The sequence below is a fragment of the Amycolatopsis sp. NPDC051106 genome (assembly GCF_040682775.1).
GTDB lineage: Bacteria > Actinomycetota > Actinomycetes > Mycobacteriales > Pseudonocardiaceae > Amycolatopsis.
In genome coordinates this window covers 86917-108801 of sequence record NZ_JBFBBQ010000005.1, presented here as the reverse complement: position 1 = coordinate 108801, position 21885 = coordinate 86917, and the positions used below count along the sequence as shown (strand labels likewise).

Sequence of the window (21885 nt, the reverse complement as noted above, 5' to 3'; positions counted from 1 at the left end):
ATCAGCGGAGCCGCGCCCGCGTACACCCGGCCGAAGCGACGAGGAGCAGGTCGATCGCACGACGGCGCCAGAACGAGCCCCGGGTGACCGGGGTGGCGTGCACGTCGGCTGACATGGTCGCGATCCTGCCACAACCGCGTGGCGCACGGCACTTCCGGCGTGCGCCGTTCCACGTCGTGGACGCGCTCCGACCAGCCGGATCGCCGTCTCACCCGGGCGGGTGCGCACGCGCGCGCGACGGCAGACAGAATGGGCTTCGTGAGCGAGCCGATCCAGTCCAGCGAACTTGACGACCTCGTGGTCCGGATGGCCGGTGTCGGCGTCCGCCGGGGGACCAACGACCTCCTCGCCGGCCTCGACTGGGCCGTGGAACTCGACGAGCGCTGGGTGGTGCTCGGGCCGAACGGCGCGGGCAAGACCACCCTCCTGCGCCTCGCCGCGGCCGAACTGCACCCGACCACCGGCGAGGTCGACCTGCTCGGCGAGCGGATCGGCCGGGTCAACATCTTCGACCTGCGCCCCCGCATCGGCTTCACCTCCGCGGCCATCGCCCAGCGCGTGCCCGGCGACGAGCTGGTCAAGGACGTCGTGGTCAGCGCCGGCTACGCGGTGCTCGGCCGCTGGCGTGAGGAATACGACACCCTCGACACCGCCCGCGCGACCGAGCTCCTGGACGCGATGGGCATCGGCAACCTCGCCGAGCGCACCTTCGGCACGCTGTCCGAGGGCGAGCGCAAGCGCGCGTTGATCGCCCGCTCGCTGATGACCGACCCGGAGATGCTGCTGCTCGACGAGCCGGCCGCCGGCCTCGACCTGGGCGGCCGCGAGGACCTCGTCGCGCGGCTCTCGGCGCTGGCCCTGGACCCGGACGCGCCGGCTCTCGTGCTGGTCACGCACCACGTCGAGGAGATCCCGCCGGGGTTCACCCACGCGCTGCTCCTCCGCGACGGCCACGCGGTGGTGTCCGGCCTCGTCGACGACGTCATCACCAGCGAAAACCTGTCGAAGACGTTCGACCAGGACCTCGTGCTCGAGCGCTCCGGCGATCGCTTCTTCGCCCGCCGTCGCTAAGCTGGCGCTTACCGACCGGTAGGCTCCGTTGGATGGCCTCTCACCGGTAAAGAGTGGTTCGAGGCGAAGGCGATTCGTCAACCGAGGAGGAGTGACGTGGGAGAGTTCGTAACCCTCGAGGTGAAGGACGGGGTCGGCACGATCCGGCTCGACCGGCCGCCGGTCAACGCCCTGAACGCCCAGGTCACCGCCGAACTCGCCGAGCTGGCGAAGGAGGCCACCGAGCGCGACGACGTCCGCGCGGTGATCCTTTACGGCGGCGAGAAGACCTTCGCCGGCGGCGCGGACATCAAGGAGATGGCCAGCCGCACGTACCCCGAGATCGCGAAGTTCGGCGCGAACCTCACCGGCACCCTCGCGGCCATCGCGAACATCCCGAAGCCGGTCGTCGCGGCCATCACCGGGTACGCCCTCGGCGGCGGCCTCGAACTCGCGCTGACCGCGGACCGCCGGGTCGCCGGCGACAACGTCAAGGTCGGCCAGCCCGAGATCCAGCTCGGCGTCATCCCCGGCGCGGGCGGCACCCAGCGCTTGGCGCGGCTGATCGGGCCGAGCAAGACCAAGGACATCGTCTACACCGGACGGTTCGTCAAGGCCGAAGAAGCGCTGCGGCTGGGCATCGTCGACGAGGTCGTCGCCCCCGACGACGTCTACGCGGCCGCGCACAAGTGGGCGGCCCAGTTCGCGAACGGCCCGGCCGTGGCGCTGCGCGCGGCGAAGGCGGCCATCGACGGCGGCCTCGACACCGACCTCGCGAACGGGCTCAAGCTCGAATCGCACCTGTTCGCCGCGCTCTGGGCGACCGAAGACCAGCGGAACGGCATGAAGTCGTTCATCGAAAACGGGCCCGGCAAGGCCACTTTCGAAGGGAAATGACGCCTTGACCGACGTGAACGACCCGGCCCCGAACCCGCACGCCACCGCCGAAGAGGTCCAGGCGGCCTACGCCGACCCCAAGCTGGCGAACGTGCTGTACCACGACTGGGAAGCCGGCACCTACGACGAGAAGTGGTCGATCTCGTACGACGAGCGCTGCATCTCCTACGCCACCGACGTGTTCAACGCCGTCGCGGGTGACGACGGCCAGCCCTACCAGCACGCCATGGAACTGGGCAGCGGCACCGGCTTCTTCCTGCTGAACCTCATGCAGGGCGGCGTCGCCAAGAAGGGGTCGGTCACCGACCTCTCGCCCGGCATGGTGCAGGTCGCGCTGCGCAACGCCGAGAAGCTCGGCCTCGACGTCGACGGCCGGGTCGCCGACGCCGAGCGCATCCCGTACGAGGACAACACGTTCGACCTCGTGGTCGGGCACGCCGTGCTGCACCACATCCCGGACGTCCAGGCGGCGTTCCGCGAGGTCCTGCGCGTGCTCAAGCCGGGTGGGCGGTTCGTCTTCGCCGGCGAGCCGACGAAGATCGGTGACTTCTACGCCCGCAAGCTCGGCCAGTTCACCTGGTTCCTGACGACCCGCGTGACGAAGCTGCCCGCGCTGAGCGGCTGGCGCCGTCCGCAGGAAGAGCTCGACGAGTCCTCCCGTGCCGCCGCTCTCGAAGCTGTCGTGGACATCCACACCTTCGACCCGTCGGAGCTGGAGTCGTGGGCCCGCGGGGCCGGCGCGCAGGACGTCCACGCGGTCACCGAGGAGTTCGCCGCGGCGCTGGCGGGCTGGCCGATCCGGACGTTCGAGGCCGCGGTGCCGCAGGAGAAGCTGACCGTCCGCTGGCGGCTGTTCGCCTACAAGCTGTGGCTGCGGCTGTCCGCTGTGGACAAGAAGCTGCTGTCGAAGGTGCTCCCGCGTGAGCTGTTCTACAACGTGATGATCACCGGGACCAAGCGGCCGTCCTGAATTGGGATATTCGTTCAGCCTCGGCGACGTTGCCTATCTGCGCTCCGGCGCGGGGGTGGCGGCGCTCGCCGAGGTCTCGGCGCTGCCGCTGACCGAGCGCATCGCGTCCGTCGCCCAGGTGCGCCGTCTGGTGGGCGACGAGCACGCGGCTGCCGTCCTGGAAACCGTGCTGCTGCGCCGGAAAGCCGCTGGCAAGCTGTCCGGTGACGGCTGGCTGTTCACGTCGGACGCGCTCCAGCAGGCGAGTGCGTCGCCGGTCGCCCGGCACCGGGCGGCTCGGCTGGCAGGGCTCGACGTCCACGACGTCACGTGCTCTGTCGGCGCCGACCTCGTCGAGATCGCGCGGGTGGCGCGGCGCGCGCTCGGGTCGGATCTGGACCCGGTACGGCTGGAAATGGCCCGGCACAACGGGATCGCCGCGGGTGTCGCGTTCGGACTCGCCCGCGCGGACGCCCTGCGCCCGGTGAGCCGCTCGGGTGTCGTGGTCGCCGACCCCGCGCGTCGTGACTCCGCGGGACGCCGGGCGTGGAAACCCGCGGACTTCGCCCCGCCGCTGGACGGGCTGATCGACGCCTACCCCGGCCGCGCGCTGTCCGTGAAGTGCGCGCCCGGCCTCGACTTCGCGCTCACGCCGTGGGCCGAAGAGGTCGAGCTGGTGTCCCTCGACGGCCAGGTCCGGGAATCCTGCCTCTGGCGGGGGCTGGGCACCGGCGTCACCCGGCGGGCGACGGTGCTGCGCTCGGACGGGACACAGTGGACGGTCACCGACGCCGAACCGGACGAACTGCCCACCCGGGAGCCGGGGGAGTGGATCGTCGACCCGGACGGCGCCGTCGTCCGGGCCGGGCTGGTCCGCCACTACGCGGCCCGCCACGGGTTGTGGCAGCTGGACGAACGCATCGCGTACCTGACCGGCGACGCACCGCCACCGGGCGTGCGCGCCTTCCGCGTCCTGGAACACGGGCCCTACAGCGAAAAGTCGTTGAAAGCCGTCCTCAAGCGACATGACGTCGGACGGCTGGAGATCCTCGTGCGTGGCCTGGACGTCGACCCGGATGCGTTGCGGCGGCGGCTGAAACCCCGTGGCGCCGCGGAAGCGTCGGTGGTGCTGACGCGCATCGGGCGGTCGCCGGTGGCTTTCCTCTGCCGCGCCGAAAGGTGAACGGAAACTTTCGAGGGGTGGAACTCCGGGTGAACGTGACGTAGGTTCCCCGAGTCGTCAAGTCTGCACTGGAGGGTCGCCGTGTCCGGAAAATGGTCAGGTCTCGTCAAGCTCGCCGCCGCCGCGGCCATCGGCGCCACCGTTGCCTCGGGAGCCACCGCGCTGGCCGGCTCGGACGACGCCACCGCCGCGCGCTCAAAGGAACCGGCCAACATCGGCCAGGTCAAGAACGACGTCAAGGCCTACTACGGCGACTACCTCGACGCCGCCGGCAAGCACCACTACTCCGACACCAGCCGGTTCGTGAAGGACACCAACCGCGTGGTCACGGACGCGAAGCGCTACCTGCAGCAGCAGCTCGGCCGCGTGAAGAACCCGGCGATCGTGCTGGACGTCGACGACACCGCCGAGGTCACCTACGGCTGGGAAGCCGACAACGACTTCGGCTTCGACCCGGTCAAGCAGCAGCAGGCCATCGACAACGGCACGTTCGACGCGAACAAGCCGGTGCTGGAGCTGGCCAACTGGGCCGTGCAGCACGGCGTCAAGCTGTACTTCCTGACCGGCCGCAACGAGCTGCAAGGCCCGCAGTCGCTGAAGAACCTGGCCAACGAGGGCTACCCGGCCCCGGCCGGCGCGTTCTTCAAGCCGAAGGTGACCGCGCCGGACTACCTGCCGTGCGGCCTGACCTGCAACACCGTCCAGTACAAGTCGGGCACGCGGGCGCACATCGAAGCGACCGGCGCGAAGATCGTGCTGAACGTCGGTGACCAGTTCAGCGACCTCGAAGGCGGCTACGCGCTGCACCCCACCAAGCTGCCGAACCCGATGTACTACCTGCCCTGAGGTGGAATAACGGCCGGGCCCGGAGTGCTGCTCCTCTTAAGAGAACTTTCTCGAGGAGCTGACATGCCGGAGAAGAAGGTACTGGTACCGGGCCCGGACCACCCGATCACCGTCGAGCCGACCCAGGCGCGCGTGGTGGTCAAGGTGGGCGGGCGCGTCGTGGCCGACAGCCGCAACGCGCTGACGCTGCAGGAGTCGACGTACCCGGCGGCGCAGTACATCCCGCGGGCGGACGTCGACTTCAGCGTGCTGGAGCGGACCGACCACGAGACGTACTGCCCGTACAAGGGCGAGAGCAACTACTACAGCCTGAACGTCGGTGACGTGAAGGCCGAAAACGCGATCTGGACGTACGAGAAGCCGTACGACGCGGTCGCGGCGATCAAGGACCACGTCGCGTTCTACCCGAACGTCGTGGACTCGATCGAACTGGTCGAGGACTGACCTGGACCTCGATCTGCTGAGGACGTTCCTGGCCGTTCACCGGGCAGGATCGCTGACCGGTGCGGCGCCGTCGCTGGGCTTGTCCCAGCCGACGGTGACCGCGCAGGTCAGAGCCCTCGAAGACCAGCTCGGGCGGCAGCTGTTCGTCCGGCGCGCCCGCGGGGTCACGCCGACCCCGGCGGCCGACGAGCTGGCCGCCCGGATCGCGCCGCACGTCGACGCGCTTTCTTCGTTGACCGTGGGCGAGGTCGACCCCTTCGCCGTACCCGTGCACCTGGCCGGGCCCGCCGAGCTGACGACGTCGCGGGTGCTGCCCGCGCTGGCCGGGCTGGTCGCCTCCGGGCTGAAGCTGCGGGTGACGTTCGGCCTGGCCGACGACCTGCTGGCGGGTCTCGCACAGCGCCGGTTCGACCTGGTGGTGTCGACGATCCGGCCGCGCGGCCGGGGCCTGACGGCGACCCCGCTGACCGACGAGGAGTTCGTCCTGGTCGGCCCGCGCGGCTTCGCCGGGGATCCTCGTACCGCGCCGCTGGTGGCCTACGCCGAAGACCTGCCGATCATCCGCCGCTATTGGCGTTCGGTGCTGGGCGTGCGGCCGTCGTCCGCGCCTGCTGTCGTCGTTCCGGACCTGCGCGGCGTCCTGACGTGCGTGCTGGCCGGGTTCGGCGTCAGCGTGCTGCCGCGGTACCTGTGTGCGGCCGAGCTGGCTTCGGGCGCGCTGATCGCTTTGCTCGACCCCCAGGAACCGCCGATCAACACGCTGTTCGCGGTCACTCGCGCCGAACCCTGCCAGGCGGGGCCCGCGGCGGTGCGGGACGCACTGCTCGCGGACGCCGCCCGATGGTGAGTCAGCCGGTGTATCCGGCGAAGATCTTCGCGAACTCGTACTTGGCCTGCGGCACGTTGGTGCACTTGTAGAGCGCGCCGGTGCACGCGTTGGCGTCGCGGCCGGCCTCCCAGAACGACAGCATGCCCAGGTGGACGGTCTTCGCGAAGGCCACCAGCGCCTTCGCGTCCTTCTGGTAGAAGATCTCGTTCTGCGAGTCGTTGACGCCGATCATCGGAGTGACGCCGACCTTCTTCCACGCCGCCGCGTCGCTCAGCCCGTAGAGCGACTTCAGCTGCGCTTGCGTGGCCTTGGCCGCGGAAATCGCTTTCGCGCCCTGGTCGCCCGCGCCCTGGTAGTAGTCCATCGCCATGATGTTGACCAGGTCCAGGTTCACTCCGGCGTCCTTGGCGGACTTGACGACGTTGAGGCCGTCCGAGGTGAGGCCGGTGGGCAGCACCGGCAGGGTCAGCGAGATCTTGAGGCCCGGGTTGTTGTTCTGAAGCGTTTTCAGGGCCTGCGAGCGCCGCGCGATCGTCGTGGGGTCGGCGATGGCCGCGCCTTCGATGTCGAAGTCGGCGTACTTCAGGCCGTACGCCTTGACGACGGCGTCGTACTCGGCCGCGACCTGCGCGGACGTGCTGCACGCCTGGGCCAGCTCGATGCCGGACGCGCCGCCGAAGGAGATCTTGACGTCACCGCCGGCGTTGCGGATCTTGGTGATCTCGTCCTTCTGCCAGGCGGTGCGCGGGTCGTAGGCGCCGAACCAGCTGGCTTTGCAGCCGTAGGAGTTGACGAAGGCGAGGGTGAAGCCCTTGACGCCGCTCGCGGCGGACATCGCCGACAGGCTCGGGGTGGGCCACGCGCCCATGTCGACGTAGGGCCCGACGGGGATCGGCGACCCGGCGGCGGCTTCGGCGGGAGCGCCGGTACTCACGAGCGCGAGGCCGGCCAGCCCGGCCAGCAGGGAACGGAGACGCATGGTGGAACCTCCACGACGACGAGCGCGGCGGCGGGGATTTCCGGACATGATTGGTATAGACCTTTACGGTGGTCCGGACCATAGACCGAACGGGCTACCCGTTTTGTGACCGGCGGTAATCGGTGGACGGGCCACCTAGACTCGGGCGGTGCTGATCACCACGGAACGGCTCACGCTCCACCAGTGGGCCGAGGAGTACTTCGACGGGTTGTTCGCGCTGGCCCAGCTCCCGGAGACGGTCCGGTACGTGGGCACGGGCGAGCCGTGGACCCACGAGTACACACTCGCCAAGCACCAGGCGACGCTCGCCCATTGGGCCACCCACGGCTTCGGCTGGTTCGCGGTGTCGACGGCCCCGGATTCGTTCGACGGCGTGGTATCGCTGGTCAGCCGCAGTCCCACGGAGTCGGGCTTGGGGTTGCCGGCGGTGGAGATGGGCTGGTGGATAGCGCCATCGGGCTGGGGCCGGGGTTACGCGACCGAAGCGACGACAGCGGTGCGCGACCACCTCTTTTCGTCCGGGCTCGCGGATCGGTTGATGGCGGTGTACGAGCCGGTGAACAAGGCCTCGGCGCGGGTGGTGGAGAAACTCGGATTCATCCCGCACAGCCGGTTCACGCTGGACGGACGGGTCGAGCAGCGGGCGGTCCTGGACCGCCCGCAATGACCTTTCCACAGCCCGGTTCGATTGTGGACAACTCGGCTGCCGGGTGGCGATCCGGCCGGTTTCGACCTACCCCGCCGATAGACTGGACTCGGGGACGCCCCCCAAGGGAAGGGCGGGGGCTGCCGCGGTTCCGATCCAGCGATGCACCGCCTCCGCAAGTCCCTCGTCTCCCGAACCAGGCGTACCGACCCAAGCCACATGCCCATCCGGCCGCAGCAGTACCGCATCGATGTCCGAAGTGGACGGACTCGAAGCCGCAACCACCTCGACCACCGACGACCAAGCGCTCAACGACCCCGTCAAATCCACCAGCACCGGACGCCCCGGATGCAGCAGTGCGGCCATATGTGTCTCGGTCGAAGAGACCACCAGCGGCACGTCCGGTGCCAGCCGTCCCAGCCACGGGTGGCCGCCCGGCTCGTAACACGTGTCCAGTCCCGTGATGATCTCCGCCAACGCCCGGCTGCCCGCCGGGTGCGCGGCGATCCGGCGCATCAGGTCGGCCCACGGCTCGTCGCCGGCCTCTTCGAGCGCCACCTGCGCCCGCGTGTTCGCAAGGATTCGCGCGCCCGCGGCGTGCCGCTCGGCGTGGTAGGTGTCCAACAGTCCGTCGGGGGCCGTCCCGTGCACCGTCGCCGCGAGCTTCCAGCCCAGGTTGAACGCGTCGTCGAGGGCCACGTTGACCCCGATCGCCCCGGCCGGCGGGTGGATGTGCGCCGCGTCGCCCGCCAGCAGCACCCGGCCTTGGCGGTAGTGCGTGACCAAGCGCGCCGCGTCGCCGAACCGGGTCAGCCAGCGGGGTGCGCGCAGTTCGACGTGCCGGCCGAGCACGGCATCCACCTGCGCCTGCAGCCTTTCGAGCGTCACGGGCGCGTACTTGTCGGCCGGCGGGTCGTCCTCCCGCACCACGATCCGGACGTACCCCGGCCGCGGGATGACGAACACCGTGCGGCCGTCCGGCCCGGCCGAAACCCCGTACGGCAGCTCGCATTCGACGTCGCCGAGCAGCGCGTACCAGCGCGCGTCGACGCCCGGGAAGCCGATCCCGGCCTGCTTGCGCACCGTGCTGCGCCCGCCGTCGCAGCCCACCAGGAACCGCGCGGAGATCGTCCGGCCGAACTGTCCGTTGTGGACGACCGTGGAAACGCTTTCCGGGGACTGCGTGAACGACCGCAGCTCGTGGCCCCGCAGGATTTCGACGCCGAGGTCGGCGGCCCGCCCCTCCAGGACCTCCTCGACGCGCGTCTGCGGAATCCCCAGCGAGAACGGGTGGCCGGTCGCCGTGCCCGTGAGCGGCAGGGGCCCGGGCAGGCCGGTGACCGGCGCGTGCGGCACCTGGTGGCCCTCGGCGACCAGGCCCTCGGCCAGCCCGCGGCGGGCCAGCAGGTCCAGCGAGCGCGAGTTGAGGTTGAAGCCCCGGCAGTACGGCGGTCGCTGCGGGTCGCGTTCGACGATCGTGGTGCGGACGCCCGCCAGCGCGAGCTCCGCGGCGAGCAGCAGGCCGGCCGGACCGGCGCCGGCGACGAGGACATCGGTTTCGAGCACGAGTTTCCCCTCAGAAGTGGTCGGGCCAGGGCAGGGAGCCGGAGCGGATTTCGGCGGCCGTGGCGCGGGCCCAGTCGAGCTCGGCCTGCCACGCGTGCCGGACGAACTCGACCTCGATCATGAACAGCCGCGGCGCCCCCTTGCCGACGGTCTCGTCGAGAGCGGTGTTCGCGCCGTCGATGCGGTCGGCGAGGTGGCGGGCGCGTTCCTCCAGCGCGTCGGCGGCACGCTCCGGGCCGAGCGCGCCGAGGTAGCTCACCGCCGCGACGAACTTCGGGTACTCCGCGACCGGCTCGCGGACCAGTTCGTCGAGCCACGCGATGAACTCCTGGCGGCCGAGTTCGGTGTGCGCGTACACGGTCCGCTCCGGCCGGTTGCCCTCCCGGACCGTCTCGACGGGCTCGATCCACCGGTGTTTCGCCAGCGACTCCACGGTGTCGTAGAGCGAGCCGGGGTTGATCTTGAAGCTGCTGTCCTTGAAGCGCTCGCGCAGGGTGGACGCCATTTCGTACGGGTGCATCGGGCGTTCCAGCAGCAGCCCGAGCAGGGCCAGCGCGAGGGTGTTGCGGATCTTGCGTGGTGGCACTAGTCGCTCCCTATTAGTCGGAACCGACTATACGACCAACGTCAAGCCAGGTTCTCGACGCAGGTGCGCAGCAGCTCGGCCAGGTAGCGACGCTGATCGGCCGACAGGTCGCCGAGCATCTCCAGTTCGACCTGCGTGATCAGGTCTTCGGCGGCGCGCAGCTTCGCGTGGCCGGACGCCGTCAGGGTCACCGGTCGCGCCCGGCCGGTGCTCGCCTGCTCGGCCACGGTGACCAGCCCGGCCGACCGCAGTCCGCCCAGGACGTCCCGCAGCGACTGCCGGGTGACGAACGTGATCCGCGCGAGTTCGGCCGACGACGCGCCGGGGTGGTCGTCGAGCGCGCGCAGTACGGCGTACTGCGACATCGACAGTTCCAGTGGCCGCAGCCGGTCGGTGCAGGCCTGGTTCAGCGCCTGCTGGGCGCGCTTGATCAGGTAGCCGGGCCGGTCGCCGGTCGGGGCTGGACTCATGACAGGAACCTTACACTCCAGCTGACTGTAAGGACCTTGACATCCAGGAGGCTGCCTCAGAACTTCGTGTTCTCCAGCCAATGCCGGAACAAGCCCGCGTCGCCCGAAATCGTCACCCGCGGGTCGTCGGCGGCGATGCGCCCGGTCAGCACGAGGAGCAGGTCGGCGACACGGCCCTCGACGACGACGTCCGCGTCGCCCCGCGACTGACTCACCTCGACGCCCGACGGCGTCCGCCGGGCCAGCCAGCCGAGGTCCGGTCCGGTGGCCCGGAACAGCAGGGTCTCGCCGGAGCCGCGGAGCGACGTCCGATCCATCGCCGGGTGCTCGATGCGCGAAAAGACGGCCACGAGGTCGAGGCCTTCGGAGATCCCGTCCGCGGCCAGATCGGCGTCGACGTCGTACGGGGCGCCGGTCGCGAGCGCGGCGTCCGCGCGGTGGACGACGGTCTCGTGGGTGAGCCGGCGCGTCCAGAACCCGGCGCGGCGATCGGGTGTCCAGGTCGACGTCAGCGTCTCGGGGCCGACGTCGGCCACGGTTTCGACGAGCCGCTCCGCGCCGTCGACGAGCCAGCCGCCGAGACCGTCGAAGTCCGGCGGGTCGTCGACCGTGACGGCTTCGAACGGCACGTACCCGGTGGGCCGGCTCGCGATGATCGCGGCGGACTTGTGGTAGGCCAGCCCGACGTGGCAGGTCAGGTCGCGCAAGGTCCATTCGGGACACGACGGGACGCGCGCGTCCGGCGCGGCGCCCTCGATCGCCATCCCGAACTCCTCCGCCTCGGCGACGAGCGCCTCGGCCAGCCGATCGTGGCTCAAGGATTTCACCCGGCCAAGATAGTCCGGACCGAGGTGGCCGTGGGGTGGTTTTCAGCTGCCCTGGACGGATCTCGACGACCGGAGCCGGGCGGCGCGCGTCAGGAGGTACCGCTGCTCCGGGGTGTTGGTGGTCCGCGCGGCCGCGGCGTCGTAGTGCCGGACGGCGCCGGCGACGTCCCCGGCCAGCTCCAGCAGGTGCGCGCGGACGGCGTCGAGCCGGTGCCCGCCCAGTTCGAGGGTCTCCAGCAGCGCGAGCCCGGCGGCGGCCCCGTGCACCATCGCCGTCGCGATCGCGCGGTTGAGCGTCACCACCGGGTTGTCCGTCACCCCCTCCAGCCGCCGGTAGGTCCGCAGGATCCGGTCCCAGTCGGTGTCTTCGACGCGCGGCGCGATGTCGTGCGTGGCGGCGATCGCGGCCTGCAGCCGGTACTCGCCCGCGTCGCCGAGCGCGAGCGCCTCGGTGACCAGCGCGACGCCCTCCCGGATCTGCCCGCGGTCCCACTTCGCCCGGTCCTGCTCGGCCAGCGGCACCAGCTCGCCGGACGGCCCGGTCCGCGCCGGGCGCCGCGCGTCGGTGAGCAGCATCAGCGCCAGCAGCCCGGTGACCTCGCCGTCGGCCGGCAGCGTCCCGTGCAGCAGCCGGGTCAGCCGGATCGCCTCGCCGGACAGCTCGGTCCGGTGCAGGCTGCCGCCCGCGCTGCTCGTGTAGCCCTCGTTGAACACCAAGTAGAGCACGTGCAGCACCGACCGCAGACGGGCATCGCGCTCTTCGGGCGCGGGCAGCCGGAACGGCACGTCCGACGCCTTGATCCGCGCCTTGGCCCGGCTGATCCGCTGCGCCATCGTCGCTTCCGGGACCAGGAACGCCCGGGCGATCTCGGCCGTGGTCAGGCCACCGACCGCGCGCAGCGTCAGCGCGATCGCCGCCGCGGGCGTGAGCGCCGGGTGGCAGCAGAGGAACAGCAGCGTCAGCGTGTCGTCGGTGCCGGGGACGTCCGGCGGCGGTGGTTCGAGCGCCGCCGCGTCTTCCCGGCGGCGCCGGGCCTGGTCGCTGCGAAGCTGGTCGGTCAGCCGGTTGACGGCGGCCTGGAGCAGCCACCCACGCGGGTTGTCCGGCAAGCCGCCGGACGGCCAGTGCCGCGCGGCCGCGAGCAGCGCCTCCTGCACGGCGTCCTCCGCGGCGTCGAAGTCGCGGAACCGCCGCGCGACGACGCCGAGGACCTGCGGCGCGAGCGTGCGCAGCAGGTCCTCGACCCGGTCGCCGGGCATCAGGCGGGCGCGCTCATCACCTGGCGCACCTCGATCGGCTGCCCGATCGGCACCCCGGCCGGGCCGGGCGCGGCCGAGGCCTTCGCCGCGATCTCCAGCGCGCGCTCCTCGCTTTCGACGTCGACGACCCAGTAGCCGGCCAGCAGCTCCTTGCCCTCCGGGTACGGCCCGTCGGTGACCACGGGACTGGTGCGGCCGTCGGAGACCACCGTCTTCGCCAGGTCGGGCCCGGCCAGGCCCTGCGCGTCGACGAGCTCGCCCTTGTCCCGCAGCTCGGCGTCGAGCGCCTGCTGGAAGTCGATGTGCGCGCGGATGTCCTCCGGCGGCCATTCGCCCATCGGGAGGTCGCACCCGGTGCCTTCGGTGTAGCTCATCAGCAGCATGTACTTCGCCATGATCGGCTCCTTTCCGCGCCCCGGTGGCGCGTTCACGGGAAAGGACGGAGTCCGGTCCGCGTTCTCTACCGGGTTCGCCGATTTTCGAGCCACGTCTTCGCCAGCCGCTTCGGCGCCCGGCACAACCAGGCCTCGACCAGCACTTCCTCCAGCGTCGCGCCGTCGATCCGGTCGAGCTCGACGAGGATCGCGGGGAAGCCGCGGAAGTGCGGCGTCGTGAAGAAGACGGCCGGGTCGTCGGCGACCAGCGCGTCCTTGACCCCGACGTCCGGCACGTAGGCGCAGAGCACCGGCCCGGCGGGCGCCCGCGCGCCCAGCGCTTCGACGTCGCCCTTGCGCAGCGGGCGCTCCCAGGCGAAGCCCTTCTTGCCGATCTGCCAGGCCAGATGCCCGCGGGAGCTGTCCTCGATCACCTCGGGCAGCCCACGCGCGATCCGGCCGGCGTCGTCCCAGCCGGCCACGGAGATCAGCATAATCGCGAAAGTGGCCGGAGAACTGAAACGCGCTCGCCTGGGGGTCTCCGTCGTCTTCGCCGTGTGCGGCGCGGCGTTCGCGACCTGGCTGGCGCGGGTGCCGGCGGTGCAGGAGCACCTGGGGCTGACCACGGGCTGGCTGGCGACGGGGCTCTTCGGGCTCGCCCTGGGGTCGGTGGTCGCGCTGGTGGGCGCGGGGGCGCTGCTCACCCGGATCGGCAGCCGCGCGGCCGTCGTCCTCGGCGCGGCCGTGCTGTGCGGCGGGCTGCCGCTGGTGGCGTTCGCGTGGTCCGCGCCGGTGTTCGTCGCCGCGCTCGTGGTGCTCGGCGTGGGCAACAGCCTGCTCGACGTCGCGATGAACGCCCACGCGGCCCGCGTCGAGGAGGGCTACGGGCGCCCGATCTTCGCCGGCTTCCACGCGTTCTGGAACATCGGCGGCCTCGCCGGCTCCGGCGTCGACGCGCTGATGGAGGCCCTGCACGTCCCGGTCTCGGTGCACTTCCCGATCGCGGGCGCGGTGCTGCTCGCGCTGGCGCTGTGGGGCCGGGCCCTGTTCCTGTCCGGGGCGGATCGCGGCCAGGGCGAGGCGGCGTTCGCGTGGCCGGGCCGGGCGCTGGTGCCGCTCGGCGTGATCGCGTTCTGCGGGTTCGTCGCCGAGGGCGCGGTCAACAGCTGGAGCGCGGTGTACCTGGCGGACGTCACCGGCGCGACGCCCGCGCTCGCGTCACTGGGTTACTTCGCGTTTTCCGGGACGATGATCGCGGTCCGCCTGGTCGCCGACCGGGTGGTGGCGCGCACGGGCGCGGTGCGGTTCGTCCGCGTGGCGACCACGGTCGCGGTGCTGGGCTTCGCCGTGGTCCTCCTCGCCCCCTGGCCGGTCGCGGTGGTCTTCGGCTTCGCGGTGGTCGGCCTCGGCGTGGCCGGGATCGTGCCGATCGCGTGGAGCGTGGCGAGCCGCAAGCAGGCGGACGCGCCGGGCAAGGCGGTCGCGGCCGTCGCCGCGTGCGGGTACCTGGGGTTCCTGGTGGAGCCGGTGCTCGTGGGCGCGCTGGCGACGAGGATCGGGCTGCACTGGGCGTTGTCGTCGGCGGTCGTAGTGACGTTCGGGATCTTGTTCCTGGCACCGTCGCTGCGGGTCCGCGAGGCAGCGCTCACGCGGTGACTCTTTCCCGGAGCAGCCGGTGGACGGCCTTCCGGTCACCTTCGACCGTCATCCGGCCGTCTTCGATCGCCGCGTGCAGGTCCGACGGCTTCTCAAGCAGGGCGTTCAGCGTGCGCGGGTCGGTCCGGATCGTCGCGTCCGGGGTGGCGGGCTCGCCGGGCTCGACCGTCAGCCGGCCCGGCTCGGTGCGGACCGTCCACACGCGATCGTCCAGTTCGACGCGGTAGCAAGCCGTCGTGCGCGGGCGGGCGGAGCCGCGGAGGAACAGCAGCATCGACGTCGCGCCGAGCGTCGCCGGCTCGGGGAGGGGCACGCGGGCGGCCCACGCGCCGAGAGCCAGCACGATCGGCTCGAGCTCGCGGCCCCACTCGGTCAGCTCGTAGACCGTCGACGCCGCCGGGGGCGGCAGCTTCCGGCGGGTCAGCACGCCGTGGCCCTCGAGCTCGCGCAGCCGGTCGGTGACCAGGTTCGAGCTGGCGCCCGGCAGCGCGCGGCGGACGTCGGAGAACCGCTGCGGCCCGAGCAGCAGCTCGCGCACGACGAGCAGCGCCCAGCGTTCCCCGACGACGTCCAGCGCGCGGGCGGTGGCGCAGGCGTCTCCGTAGGTACGGCTCGTCGGCATGGTGCCAATCTACAACTGGGAGGTTGTTTTTAACAATTAGGGCGGCGTACGGTCGCCGTCATGGGAAATCCTGTGGTGCACTTCGAGGTCATCGGGACGGACCCGGCGCGGCTGCGCGGGTACTACGGCGAGCTGTTCGGCTGGGAGTTCGACACCTCGGGGCCGGTGGCGGACCAGGTGTCGGAAGCGGGCAACTACGGCTTCGTCGAGACGGACACCATCCCGGGCGGCGTCGGCGGCGGCGCGGGGTACGAGAGCCACGTGGTGTTCTACGTGGGCGTCCCGGACGTCGCGGCGGCGCTGGCGCAGGCCGAACGCCTCGGCGGAACGCGCCGGCTGGGCCCGGCCCGCGCGCCGGGGCGCGACCTGGTGGTCGCGCACTTCACCGACCCCCAGGGCAACCTGATCGGGCTCGCCGGCCCAGCGTGACTACTGGTCCGTCGTGCCCTGGATATCGGCGCGGCAGGCTTCGAGGAACCGGTCGCCGGTCTCGCTGATCCCCGTCAGCACGCGGTCGAGACCGGCCTGCCGCACCGCCGGGTCACCGGAGTCCGGTACGGCGAGGACGTCGTTCGCCCCGTTGCGGGCCACTTTCCACAGTTCCTTGCCGCGCCGGCGGGGTTCTTCCGTGCCGAACAGCGCGACCTGGTTGTGCGCCTTGCGCAGCTCGTTGCGCCGTTCTCGCCACCGGACCTCGATCTCGGCGCGGCTCTCCGGCAGCTTGACGAACTCCGACCGGATCAGCTGGAACGCCTCTTCGCCCGCGTTCGACAGGCCCGCGTAGGCCTTGACCCGTTCGTCACGCAGCCAGGTGGCGTGCTCGGCCGCGCGCTTCCGCTCCTCGGCACGCTGGGTCGCCTTGAGCTTGCGGCCCTCCACGAGTGTGGTGGTCAGCATCGTGAGCAGCACGCCGCCGAGCGTCGCGCCCACGGTGATCAGCTGCGTGGTCGTCCCCGAGTCCATAGCGGGATTGTCCCAGGGCTCTCGCAGCGAGGTTGACCTCGACCTTGCTGGAGCTTCGAGACTGGCGTGATGACGATCTGGATCTGCGGAACCTGCGGGGTCGAACACCCCGACACCGGCCGGCCCCCGGCCGGCACCTGCGCCATCTGCGCCGACGACCGCCAGTGGGTGCCCGCTTCCGGGCAGGTGTGGACGACCCTCGGCAAGCTTTCGGCCGACGGCCACGAAGCCGTCCACGAGGAGCTGGAAGCGGGGCTGCACCGGTTCAACCGCGAACCGCCGTTCGGCATCGGCCAGTGGTCGCACCTGGTCCGGACCGCCGGGGGCAACCTCCTGTGGGACCCGCCGAACCACCTCGACGCGGCGCTCGCCGCCGAGATCGAGGAGCTCGGCGGCGCCGCGGTGATCGTGGCCAGCCACCCGCACATGTACGGCTCCCAGGTCAGCTGGAGCCACCGCCTCGGCCGTGTCCCCGTTCTGGTGCACGCCGCCGACCGGCAGTGGGTGCGGCGCGAAGACCCGATGATCCGGGAGTGGTCGGGCACCGAGCGGATCCTGCCCGGCGTGACGCTCATCGAGGCAGGCGGGCACTTCCCGGGCGCCGCGGTCGCCCACGTCGCTACCGAAACCGGCGGCTTCGTGCTGGCCGGCGACACGATGGTGCCGGTGGCAGCGGCGGGCTGGGTGACGTTCATGCGCAGCTACCCGAACAAGATCCCGCTGTCGGCGGGGCTGGTCCGGCGCATCGTGGACCGGCTCGAGCCGTACGAGTTCGACCGCCTCTACGGTCTCCTGGGCGGCAAGATCCTGGGCGACGCCAAGGGCGCGGTCCGCCGGTCGGCCGAGCGCTACATCGAGTGGGTGAGCGGGGCGAACGACCACCTCGGCTGACGGGACTGCACGCGGTCGGACTCACCCACGCCGAAGGGTGTTGAGCCGCGCGGCCTGCCGGGTCAGATGAGTGCATTCCGCGAGGTTGGGCGCCTTCTCGGCCGCTTCGGCGTACAACCGCGCGGCCGTCGTCAGATCGCCGTCGCGCTCGTGGAGGTACGCCGCCACCGCCGTGTACCGGGGCAGCGCGTCGTCCAGCTCCGCGAGGGCCGCCAGGCCGGCGCGTGGTCCGTCGGCCTCGCCCACCGCCACCGCGCGGTTGAGCCGGACGACCGGGCTGTCGGTCAACTGCGCGAGCTCGTCGTACCACTCGACGATCTGCACCCAGTCCGTCTCCCCGGCGGTCGGCGCGTCGGCGTGCAGGGCCGCGATGGCCGCCTGGGCCTGGAACTCGCCGAGCCGGTCGCGGGCGAGCGCCTTCTGCAGGATCGCCACGCCCTCGGCGATCGCCGAGGTGTCCCACCGGCCGCGGTCCTGCTCGGCGAGGGGCACCAGGCTGCCGTCGGCCGCGATCCGCCCGGCGCGCCGGGCGTGGTGGAGCAGCATCAGCGCCAGCAGCCCCGCGACCTCGGGGTGGTCGATCGCGGCCGCGAGCTGCCGGGTCAGCCGGATGGCCTCGGCGGCCAGGTCGACATCGCCGGAGTAGCCCTCGTTGAAGACCAGGTAGAGGACGCGCAGCACGGTCGCGACGTCACCGGGCTGGTCGAACCGCACCTGCCCGACCGTGCGCTTGGCCCGGCTGATGCGCTGCGCCATGGTCGCTTCGGGAACCAGGTAGGCCTGCGCGATCTGACGCGTGGTCAGCCCGCCGACGGCGCGCAGGGTGAGCGCGACCGCCGAAGACGGCGTCAGTGACGGGTGCGCGCACAGGAAGTAGAGCTGGAGCGTGTCGTCCGAGGCGGCCGCCGGCCCGGGCGCCGGCTCGACGTCGACCAGGTCCTCACGCCGCCGCCGGGCGCTCTCCGACCTGGTCGCGTCGAGGAACTTGCGCCAGGCGACCGTGACCAGCCAGCCCTTCGGGTCGCGCGGCGGCTCGGCGGGCCAGAAGCGGAGTGCTTCGAGCAGCGCGTCCTGCACGGCGTCCTCGGCCGAAGCGAAGTCGGCTCCGCGCCGCACGAGGATCCCGAGCACGTGCGGCGTCAGGCTCCGAAGCAGGACTTCGTCCACGGTTCACCCGATCTTTTCGGCCAGCTCGACGATGATCCCCGCCGGCCCGCGCAGGTAGCAGAGCCGGAAGCTGTCTTCGTACTGCGCCACCTCGCCGACGAGCTCGGCGCCGTGCTTGCGCAGTCGTCCCACGACGTCGTCGATGTCCGCCACCTCGAACAGGATGTGCCGGATGCCGGGCGTGTTCGCCGGCGCGGCCGGGTCCCCGGCCGGCCCCGCGGGCGTCTGGTACCTGATCAGTTCGAGGCATCCGTTGCCGTCCGGCGTCCGCATCATCGCGACGTCCGAGCGGACGCCGGCCAGCCCGACGATGAGGTCGACGACGCGGCCTTCGACCGTCATCTCGCCCTCGAGCTCCAGCCCGAGCTCGCTGAAGAACGCCTTGGCGGCGCCGAGGTCCTCGACGACGATGCCGATGTGTTCGAGCCGCGCCAGGACACTGTTGTCACCCATTGACGATCTCCTCCTCAGGCGTGCTGACGTTCCTTCTGCCGCTGCACGAGCTCTTCGACGGCGGTGGGCAGTGTCGTCTCGAAGTCGATCAGCTTGGCCCAGGTGGGGGTGACCACGATGCGGACCATGCCGTCGTAGAGCGACCGCACGCCCTTCTCCCACTCCACCCGCTGCTCCGGCGTCATCTCGTAGGTGCCGTTGAACTGCAGGTACTCCTCCGGGATGCCGTCGACGACGTCCAGCTCGGCCGTGCCCCGGATCAGCAGGATCTTCGGCGGGTGCACCTCGGTGTCGATCGTCAGGGCGACCGCCGGGTTGCGGCGCAACGACGGCAGCTTCGGCGCGTTCGTCGGCGTGCACAGGACGATCTGCGACCCGTTCCAGGTGAACCCGATCGGGATCGACCGGGGCGTGCCGTCCACGGCGGTGTAGGCCAGCCGGGTGAGGTCCCGGGCCAGCAGCTCCTGGCTGAGCGGGCGGTTCAGGATCTCGTCGATCGTGCTCTGCTGCATGTCGGTCTCCTCGTCGGATCGGCTGTGGTTCGTGCCGGGGACGGAACCGCGGGCGGCTTCTCGACACAGCGCCGATGTGACCTAGGTCACTCCGTAATGGTCGGCGTCGCGCCCCAGAACGGACGCAGCTCGAGCCACTCGCCGATCGGCTTCCCGCCCGCGCCGGGGGCGGCCGACAGCTCTGCGGCCAGCTCGAGGGCGCGCTCGTAGCTGTCGACGTCGATGACCGTCCAGCCGGCGATGAGATCCTTCGTCTCGGCGAACGGGCCGTCGGTGACCGGCGGGCGACCGTCGCCGTCGAACCGGACGAACGTCCCCTCGGGGGTGAGCGCCTGGTGCTCGACGAACTCGCCGGTCTCCTCGAGCCGGGCCCCGAAATCCTGCATGTACTGCACGTGGGCCGAGATCTCCTCCGGCGTCCACTGGTCCATGGGCACGTTGTGGACGGCAGCCGGGGCGCCTCGGTAGTGCTTCAGCAGCAGGTACTTGGCCATGGTCGTTCTCCTCGGTCCGGGTGCGGCCCATCTTGGCCGCGTCCGACCCGGGGACGCAGCCGATCGCGCGTTCTCGACATCGCCGCCGGAGAATTTTCTCAGGCCGTCGGGCGGCCCGCTCCGGCGTAGTCGTCGCCGTTCCTGCGGTAGGAGTGCACCTGCACCGCCTGGCCGGTCTGCGGCGCGTCGATCATCTGCTGGTTGCCGATGTAGAGCCCGACGTGGTGGATCTTCGTCGCCGGCTCGCCGTAGAAGATCAGGTCGCCCAGCTGCGGATCGGTCACGTGCGGGACGCTCCGGAACTGCGTGTCGGCCGTGCGCATCAGCTTGACGCCGGCGCTCCCGTACGCCGCCGTCGTCAGGCCGGAGCAGTCGAAGCCCGGGTCGTTGCCGCCGGTGCCGTTGCCGCCCCAGATGTAGGGGAGCCCGATCTTGTCGATGGCGAAGTTCACCGCGCTCAGCACCGCCGGGTTCGGCGCCGCGGACCCCTGGCCGACCGTGCCGTAGACGTTGACCGTGGCCAGCGTCCGGTGCAGGAGCAGCGGCGCCGACTGCAGCTTCGCCACCGAGTCCCACCACGGCTGGCCCTGGGAGAGGTCGGTGCCGCCGTCGCACAGCGCGCGGCCGGTGGTCAGCGCGGCGTCGTCGATGTTCTGGACATCGGGTTTCCCGCCGGTGTAGCTCGCCTGGTACTTCGCCCAGATCGCGGGGGAGACCTGCATCGGCCCGGCGGCGTTCGCCGTCGAGACGACCTTGTTGTAAAAGTCGCGCACCTCGATCGTGCCGAGCGGCTTGTCCAGCACGCCGGTGGTGCCGATCTGCCCGCCCTGCGCGCGGCCGTGGTCCGTGGTCACCTTGCCGACCGCGGCCAGCGTCACCCACGACAGGTGGCAGCCCGGGGCGTCCTTGGCGAGTTTCGTCGTCGCCTTCGCGTAGCCGACCATCGCGCGCAGCGGGACGTCGAGCCACTGGCTGGTCTTGGACGCCCAGGCGTCGAACTCGCTCGCTTCCGGCACCTTGGGCGGCGCCGACGTCTGCGGGGATGTGGTCGGTTTCGGGACGGAAACCGGCTGGGTGACCGTCGCGGCGGCGTTCGTCGTCTCCTGCTGCTTCGGCGCGAACTGGACGCCCACGACGAGCGCGGCGGCGACCACGACCACCGCGGCCACCACGACGGCGGCCTTCCGGCGGCGAGGCCCGGGCTTCTCCTCCGGTGCGACCTCGGGCTCTTCGATCGGCACGATCTCCGGCTCGTCGCTCACCGCGCGGCTCCGGTCAACCGGTCGAGGACGAAACCGCGCAGGCCGTCGAGGTCGGTGTCCATCGCGACCTCGATCGGGCGGCCGGGACTGAACTGAGGATCGTCTTCGCCGAGCCTTCGCCGGTCGACGAGCGTCTGCCCGCGCGCCGGGCCCAGCCCGCAGTCGACGTCGACGCGGTAGGTCTCGGTCTGGAGGATTCCCGGCGAGATCGCCTCCGCGACCGCGACGGCGTCGTGCATGACCATGCGGTCCTCGCCGAACACGCGCGTGTAGTGCTGCCGGTAGGTCGAGGTGAGGCCTTCGAGGACGGCGCCGACCGGCCCCGACGACGCGAGCTTCGCCAGCCAGTCGGCGTCGACGGCGCAGCGGTGCGTGAGGTCGAGCGGCACGAGGACGACCGGGACGTCCTCCTCGACCAGCACGCGGCGAGCCGCTTCGGGGTCGCTCCAGATGTTGAACTCGGCGGCGGTGGTGCTGTTGCCGAACGTCACCCCGCCGCCCATGATCACGAGCCGCGCGATCTTCGCCGCCGCGCCCGGGTGGGCAGCCAGCAACGCGGCGATGTTCGTCAGCGGCCCGATCGGCGCGATGGTCACCGGCTCGTCGGCGGCTTCGAGCAGGTCGACCATCAGGCGGACGGCGTCACGCTCGTCGAGGGGACGGCTCGCCTCGGGCAGCGTGTAGGAGTGGCCCGACAGGCCGTCGCCGCCGTGGACCTCCTTGGCGTCGCGCGGCTTCGAATACACGAGCGGCCGGGCGGCCCCGGCGGCCACCGGCACGTCGGTGCGGCCGAAGAGTTCCAGCAGCCGGCGTGCGTTCGAGGTCGTGCGGTCCAGTGGCACGTTGCCGAAAACCGACGTCACGCCCAGCAGTTCGACGTCCGGGGACAGCGCCGCCAGCGCGATCGCCAGCGCGTCGTCGACGCCCGGGTCGGTGTCGATGATCAGCTTCGTGCCCAT

At 71.4% G+C, this 21885-nt stretch carries 27 protein-coding genes; 11 read left to right on the top strand and 16 right to left on the bottom strand.

Translation table 11 applies throughout. The annotated features are described in order from the left end of the window. The first annotated feature begins 258 nt into the window (after positions 1 to 258). The 7 genes from AB0M83_RS06245 to AB0M83_RS06215 all read left to right on the top strand — a co-directional run bounded on the left by AB0M83_RS06245 (position 259) and on the right by AB0M83_RS06215 (position 6216). Complete coding sequence (locus tag AB0M83_RS06245) at positions 259 to 1071, top strand: ABC transporter ATP-binding protein (RefSeq protein WP_364513220.1); 813 nt, start codon at positions 259 to 261, stop codon at positions 1069 to 1071. Positions 1072 to 1167: 96 nt separating this feature from the next. Continuing rightward, positions 1168 to 1947 (top strand): enoyl-CoA hydratase-related protein, encoded by a 780-nt coding sequence (locus AB0M83_RS06240; protein WP_364513218.1) that lies wholly within the window; start codon positions 1168 to 1170, stop codon positions 1945 to 1947. Between the two features lie 4 nt (positions 1948 to 1951). Next, positions 1952 to 2917, top strand: a complete 966-nt coding sequence (locus AB0M83_RS06235; RefSeq protein ID WP_364513215.1) for a class I SAM-dependent methyltransferase — start codon at positions 1952 to 1954, stop codon at positions 2915 to 2917. Position 2918: 1 nt separating this feature from the next. Next, a complete protein-coding gene (locus tag AB0M83_RS06230) occupies positions 2919 to 4079 on the top strand; it encodes a class I SAM-dependent methyltransferase (RefSeq protein ID WP_364513212.1) in 1161 nt (386 codons plus the stop codon). An 81-nt stretch (positions 4080 to 4160) separates the two neighbouring features. Next, on the top strand, positions 4161 to 4925 hold the full coding sequence (locus tag AB0M83_RS06225; RefSeq protein WP_364513209.1) for an HAD family acid phosphatase: 765 nt from the start codon (positions 4161 to 4163) through the stop codon (positions 4923 to 4925). 63 nt (positions 4926 to 4988) lie between these two features. Then, positions 4989 to 5369, top strand: a complete 381-nt coding sequence (locus AB0M83_RS06220) for a DUF427 domain-containing protein (protein WP_364513207.1) — start codon at positions 4989 to 4991, stop codon at positions 5367 to 5369. A 1-nt stretch (position 5370) separates the two neighbouring features. After that, positions 5371 to 6216, top strand: coding sequence for a LysR family transcriptional regulator (locus AB0M83_RS06215; protein WP_364513482.1), 846 nt, complete (start codon positions 5371 to 5373; stop codon positions 6214 to 6216). Between the two features lies 1 nt (position 6217). On the opposite strand, the gene AB0M83_RS06210 is transcribed toward AB0M83_RS06215, so the two are convergent. Beyond that, positions 6218 to 7177 (bottom strand): chitinase, encoded by a 960-nt coding sequence (locus AB0M83_RS06210; RefSeq protein ID WP_364513205.1) that lies wholly within the window; start codon positions 7175 to 7177, stop codon positions 6218 to 6220. Between the two features lie 148 nt (positions 7178 to 7325). On the opposite strand from AB0M83_RS06210, the gene AB0M83_RS06205 reads away from it, so the two are divergent. Beyond that, the gene (locus AB0M83_RS06205; protein WP_364513204.1) at positions 7326 to 7844 is read left to right on the top strand and encodes a GNAT family N-acetyltransferase; all 519 of its coding nucleotides are present in this window, start codon (positions 7326 to 7328) and stop codon (positions 7842 to 7844) included. A 66-nt stretch (positions 7845 to 7910) separates the two neighbouring features. Here AB0M83_RS06205 and AB0M83_RS06200 read toward each other — a convergent pair whose 3' ends face one another. The 7 genes from AB0M83_RS06200 to AB0M83_RS06170 form a co-directional block, all read right to left on the bottom strand. Further along, positions 7911 to 9389, bottom strand: a complete 1479-nt coding sequence (locus AB0M83_RS06200; RefSeq protein ID WP_364513202.1) for an FAD-dependent monooxygenase — start codon at positions 9387 to 9389, stop codon at positions 7911 to 7913. A gap of 10 nt (positions 9390 to 9399) precedes the next feature. Next, positions 9400 to 9975, bottom strand: coding sequence for a PadR family transcriptional regulator (locus AB0M83_RS06195; RefSeq protein ID WP_364513201.1), 576 nt, complete (start codon positions 9973 to 9975; stop codon positions 9400 to 9402). Positions 9976 to 10016: 41 nt separating this feature from the next. Continuing rightward, the gene (locus AB0M83_RS06190) at positions 10017 to 10445 is read right to left on the bottom strand and encodes a MarR family transcriptional regulator (protein WP_364513200.1); all 429 of its coding nucleotides are present in this window, start codon (positions 10443 to 10445) and stop codon (positions 10017 to 10019) included. A gap of 56 nt (positions 10446 to 10501) precedes the next feature. After that, on the bottom strand, positions 10502 to 11272 hold the full coding sequence (locus tag AB0M83_RS06185; protein WP_364513198.1) for a maleylpyruvate isomerase family mycothiol-dependent enzyme: 771 nt from the start codon (positions 11270 to 11272) through the stop codon (positions 10502 to 10504). 42 nt (positions 11273 to 11314) lie between these two features. Then, a complete protein-coding gene (locus AB0M83_RS06180; protein WP_364513197.1) occupies positions 11315 to 12532 on the bottom strand; it encodes a sigma-70 family RNA polymerase sigma factor in 1218 nt (405 codons plus the stop codon). After that, positions 12532 to 12927, bottom strand: coding sequence for a YciI family protein (locus tag AB0M83_RS06175; RefSeq protein ID WP_364513196.1), 396 nt, complete (start codon positions 12925 to 12927; stop codon positions 12532 to 12534). Before AB0M83_RS06175 ends, AB0M83_RS06180 begins: the two co-directional genes overlap by 1 nt. A 65-nt stretch (positions 12928 to 12992) precedes the next feature. Further along, entirely contained in the window at positions 12993 to 13400 is a 408-nt protein-coding gene (locus AB0M83_RS06170; protein ID WP_364513194.1) for an MmcQ/YjbR family DNA-binding protein, read from the bottom strand. Between the two features lie 10 nt (positions 13401 to 13410). On the opposite strand from AB0M83_RS06170, the gene AB0M83_RS06165 reads away from it, so the two are divergent. Next, positions 13411 to 14562: an MFS transporter gene (locus AB0M83_RS06165; protein WP_364513192.1), complete on the top strand. Its 1152-nt coding sequence runs from the start codon at positions 13411 to 13413 to the stop codon at positions 14560 to 14562. Here the strand turns inward: AB0M83_RS06165 and AB0M83_RS06160 are convergent. Then, positions 14552 to 15184, bottom strand: a complete 633-nt coding sequence (locus AB0M83_RS06160; RefSeq protein WP_364513190.1) for a winged helix-turn-helix transcriptional regulator — start codon at positions 15182 to 15184, stop codon at positions 14552 to 14554. The genes AB0M83_RS06165 and AB0M83_RS06160 overlap by 11 nt on opposite strands. 60 nt (positions 15185 to 15244) lie before the next feature. Between AB0M83_RS06160 and AB0M83_RS06155 the strand changes: the two genes are divergently transcribed. Beyond that, positions 15245 to 15613 (top strand): VOC family protein, encoded by a 369-nt coding sequence (locus AB0M83_RS06155; RefSeq protein WP_364513188.1) that lies wholly within the window; start codon positions 15245 to 15247, stop codon positions 15611 to 15613. Here the strand turns inward: AB0M83_RS06155 and AB0M83_RS06150 are convergent, their stop codons facing one another. Continuing rightward, a complete protein-coding gene (locus tag AB0M83_RS06150) occupies positions 15614 to 16147 on the bottom strand; it encodes a hypothetical protein (protein ID WP_364513187.1) in 534 nt (177 codons plus the stop codon). A gap of 69 nt (positions 16148 to 16216) precedes the next feature. Between AB0M83_RS06150 and AB0M83_RS06145 the strand changes: the two genes are divergently transcribed. Further along, positions 16217 to 17038: a hydrolase gene (locus AB0M83_RS06145; RefSeq protein WP_364513185.1), complete on the top strand. Its 822-nt coding sequence runs from the start codon at positions 16217 to 16219 to the stop codon at positions 17036 to 17038. Positions 17039 to 17059: 21 nt separating this feature from the next. Here AB0M83_RS06145 and AB0M83_RS06140 read toward each other — a convergent pair whose 3' ends face one another. From AB0M83_RS06140 to AB0M83_RS06115, 6 genes are all read right to left on the bottom strand, one after another. Further along, positions 17060 to 18205: a DUF6596 domain-containing protein gene (locus AB0M83_RS06140; RefSeq protein ID WP_364513183.1), complete on the bottom strand. Its 1146-nt coding sequence runs from the start codon at positions 18203 to 18205 to the stop codon at positions 17060 to 17062. A 3-nt stretch (positions 18206 to 18208) separates the two neighbouring features. Beyond that, positions 18209 to 18658, bottom strand: a complete 450-nt coding sequence (locus AB0M83_RS06135) for a VOC family protein (protein WP_364513181.1) — start codon at positions 18656 to 18658, stop codon at positions 18209 to 18211. A 14-nt stretch (positions 18659 to 18672) separates the two neighbouring features. Continuing rightward, positions 18673 to 19170 carry a pyridoxamine 5'-phosphate oxidase family protein gene (locus AB0M83_RS06130; RefSeq protein WP_364513179.1) on the bottom strand — a complete coding sequence of 166 codons (498 nt, stop codon included), beginning with the start codon at positions 19168 to 19170 and terminating at the stop codon, positions 18673 to 18675. Positions 19171 to 19256: 86 nt separating this feature from the next. After that, positions 19257 to 19664 (bottom strand): YciI family protein, encoded by a 408-nt coding sequence (locus AB0M83_RS06125; RefSeq protein ID WP_364513177.1) that lies wholly within the window; start codon positions 19662 to 19664, stop codon positions 19257 to 19259. Between the two features lie 98 nt (positions 19665 to 19762). Next, on the bottom strand, positions 19763 to 20899 hold the full coding sequence (locus AB0M83_RS06120) for a C40 family peptidase (protein ID WP_364513479.1): 1137 nt from the start codon (positions 20897 to 20899) through the stop codon (positions 19763 to 19765). Positions 20900 to 20922: 23 nt separating this feature from the next. After that, positions 20923 to 21885: a nucleoside hydrolase gene (locus AB0M83_RS06115; protein ID WP_364513176.1), complete on the bottom strand. Its 963-nt coding sequence runs from the start codon at positions 21883 to 21885 to the stop codon at positions 20923 to 20925.

Coding starts and splice junctions, on each gene's coding strand:
- AB0M83_RS06175 (WP_364513196.1), bottom strand. CDS start 12,927: ATGGCGAAGTACATGCTGCTGATGAGCTACACCGAAGGCACCGGGTGC.
- AB0M83_RS06125 (WP_364513177.1), bottom strand. CDS start 19,664: ATGGCCAAGTACCTGCTGCTGAAGCACTACCGAGGCGCCCCGGCTGCC.
- AB0M83_RS06170 (WP_364513194.1), bottom strand. CDS start 13,400: ATGCTGATCTCCGTGGCCGGCTGGGACGACGCCGGCCGGATCGCGCGT.
- AB0M83_RS06155 (WP_364513188.1), top strand. CDS start 15,245: ATGGGAAATCCTGTGGTGCACTTCGAGGTCATCGGGACGGACCCGGCG.
- AB0M83_RS06135 (WP_364513181.1), bottom strand. CDS start 18,658: ATGGGTGACAACAGTGTCCTGGCGCGGCTCGAACACATCGGCATCGTC.
- AB0M83_RS06190 (WP_364513200.1), bottom strand. CDS start 10,445: ATGAGTCCAGCCCCGACCGGCGACCGGCCCGGCTACCTGATCAAGCGC.
- AB0M83_RS06115 (WP_364513176.1), bottom strand. CDS start 21,885: ATGGGCACGAAGCTGATCATCGACACCGACCCGGGCGTCGACGACGCG.
- AB0M83_RS06220 (WP_364513207.1), top strand. CDS start 4,989: ATGCCGGAGAAGAAGGTACTGGTACCGGGCCCGGACCACCCGATCACC.
- AB0M83_RS06180 (WP_364513197.1), bottom strand. CDS start 12,532: ATGCCCGGCGACCGGGTCGAGGACCTGCTGCGCACGCTCGCGCCGCAG.
- AB0M83_RS06210 (WP_364513205.1), bottom strand. CDS start 7,177: ATGCGTCTCCGTTCCCTGCTGGCCGGGCTGGCCGGCCTCGCGCTCGTG.
- AB0M83_RS06160 (WP_364513190.1), bottom strand. CDS start 15,184: ATGCCGACGAGCCGTACCTACGGAGACGCCTGCGCCACCGCCCGCGCG.
- AB0M83_RS06130 (WP_364513179.1), bottom strand. CDS start 19,170: ATGCAGCAGAGCACGATCGACGAGATCCTGAACCGCCCGCTCAGCCAG.
- AB0M83_RS06145 (WP_364513185.1), top strand. CDS start 16,217: ATGACGATCTGGATCTGCGGAACCTGCGGGGTCGAACACCCCGACACC.
- AB0M83_RS06150 (WP_364513187.1), bottom strand. CDS start 16,147: ATGGACTCGGGGACGACCACGCAGCTGATCACCGTGGGCGCGACGCTC.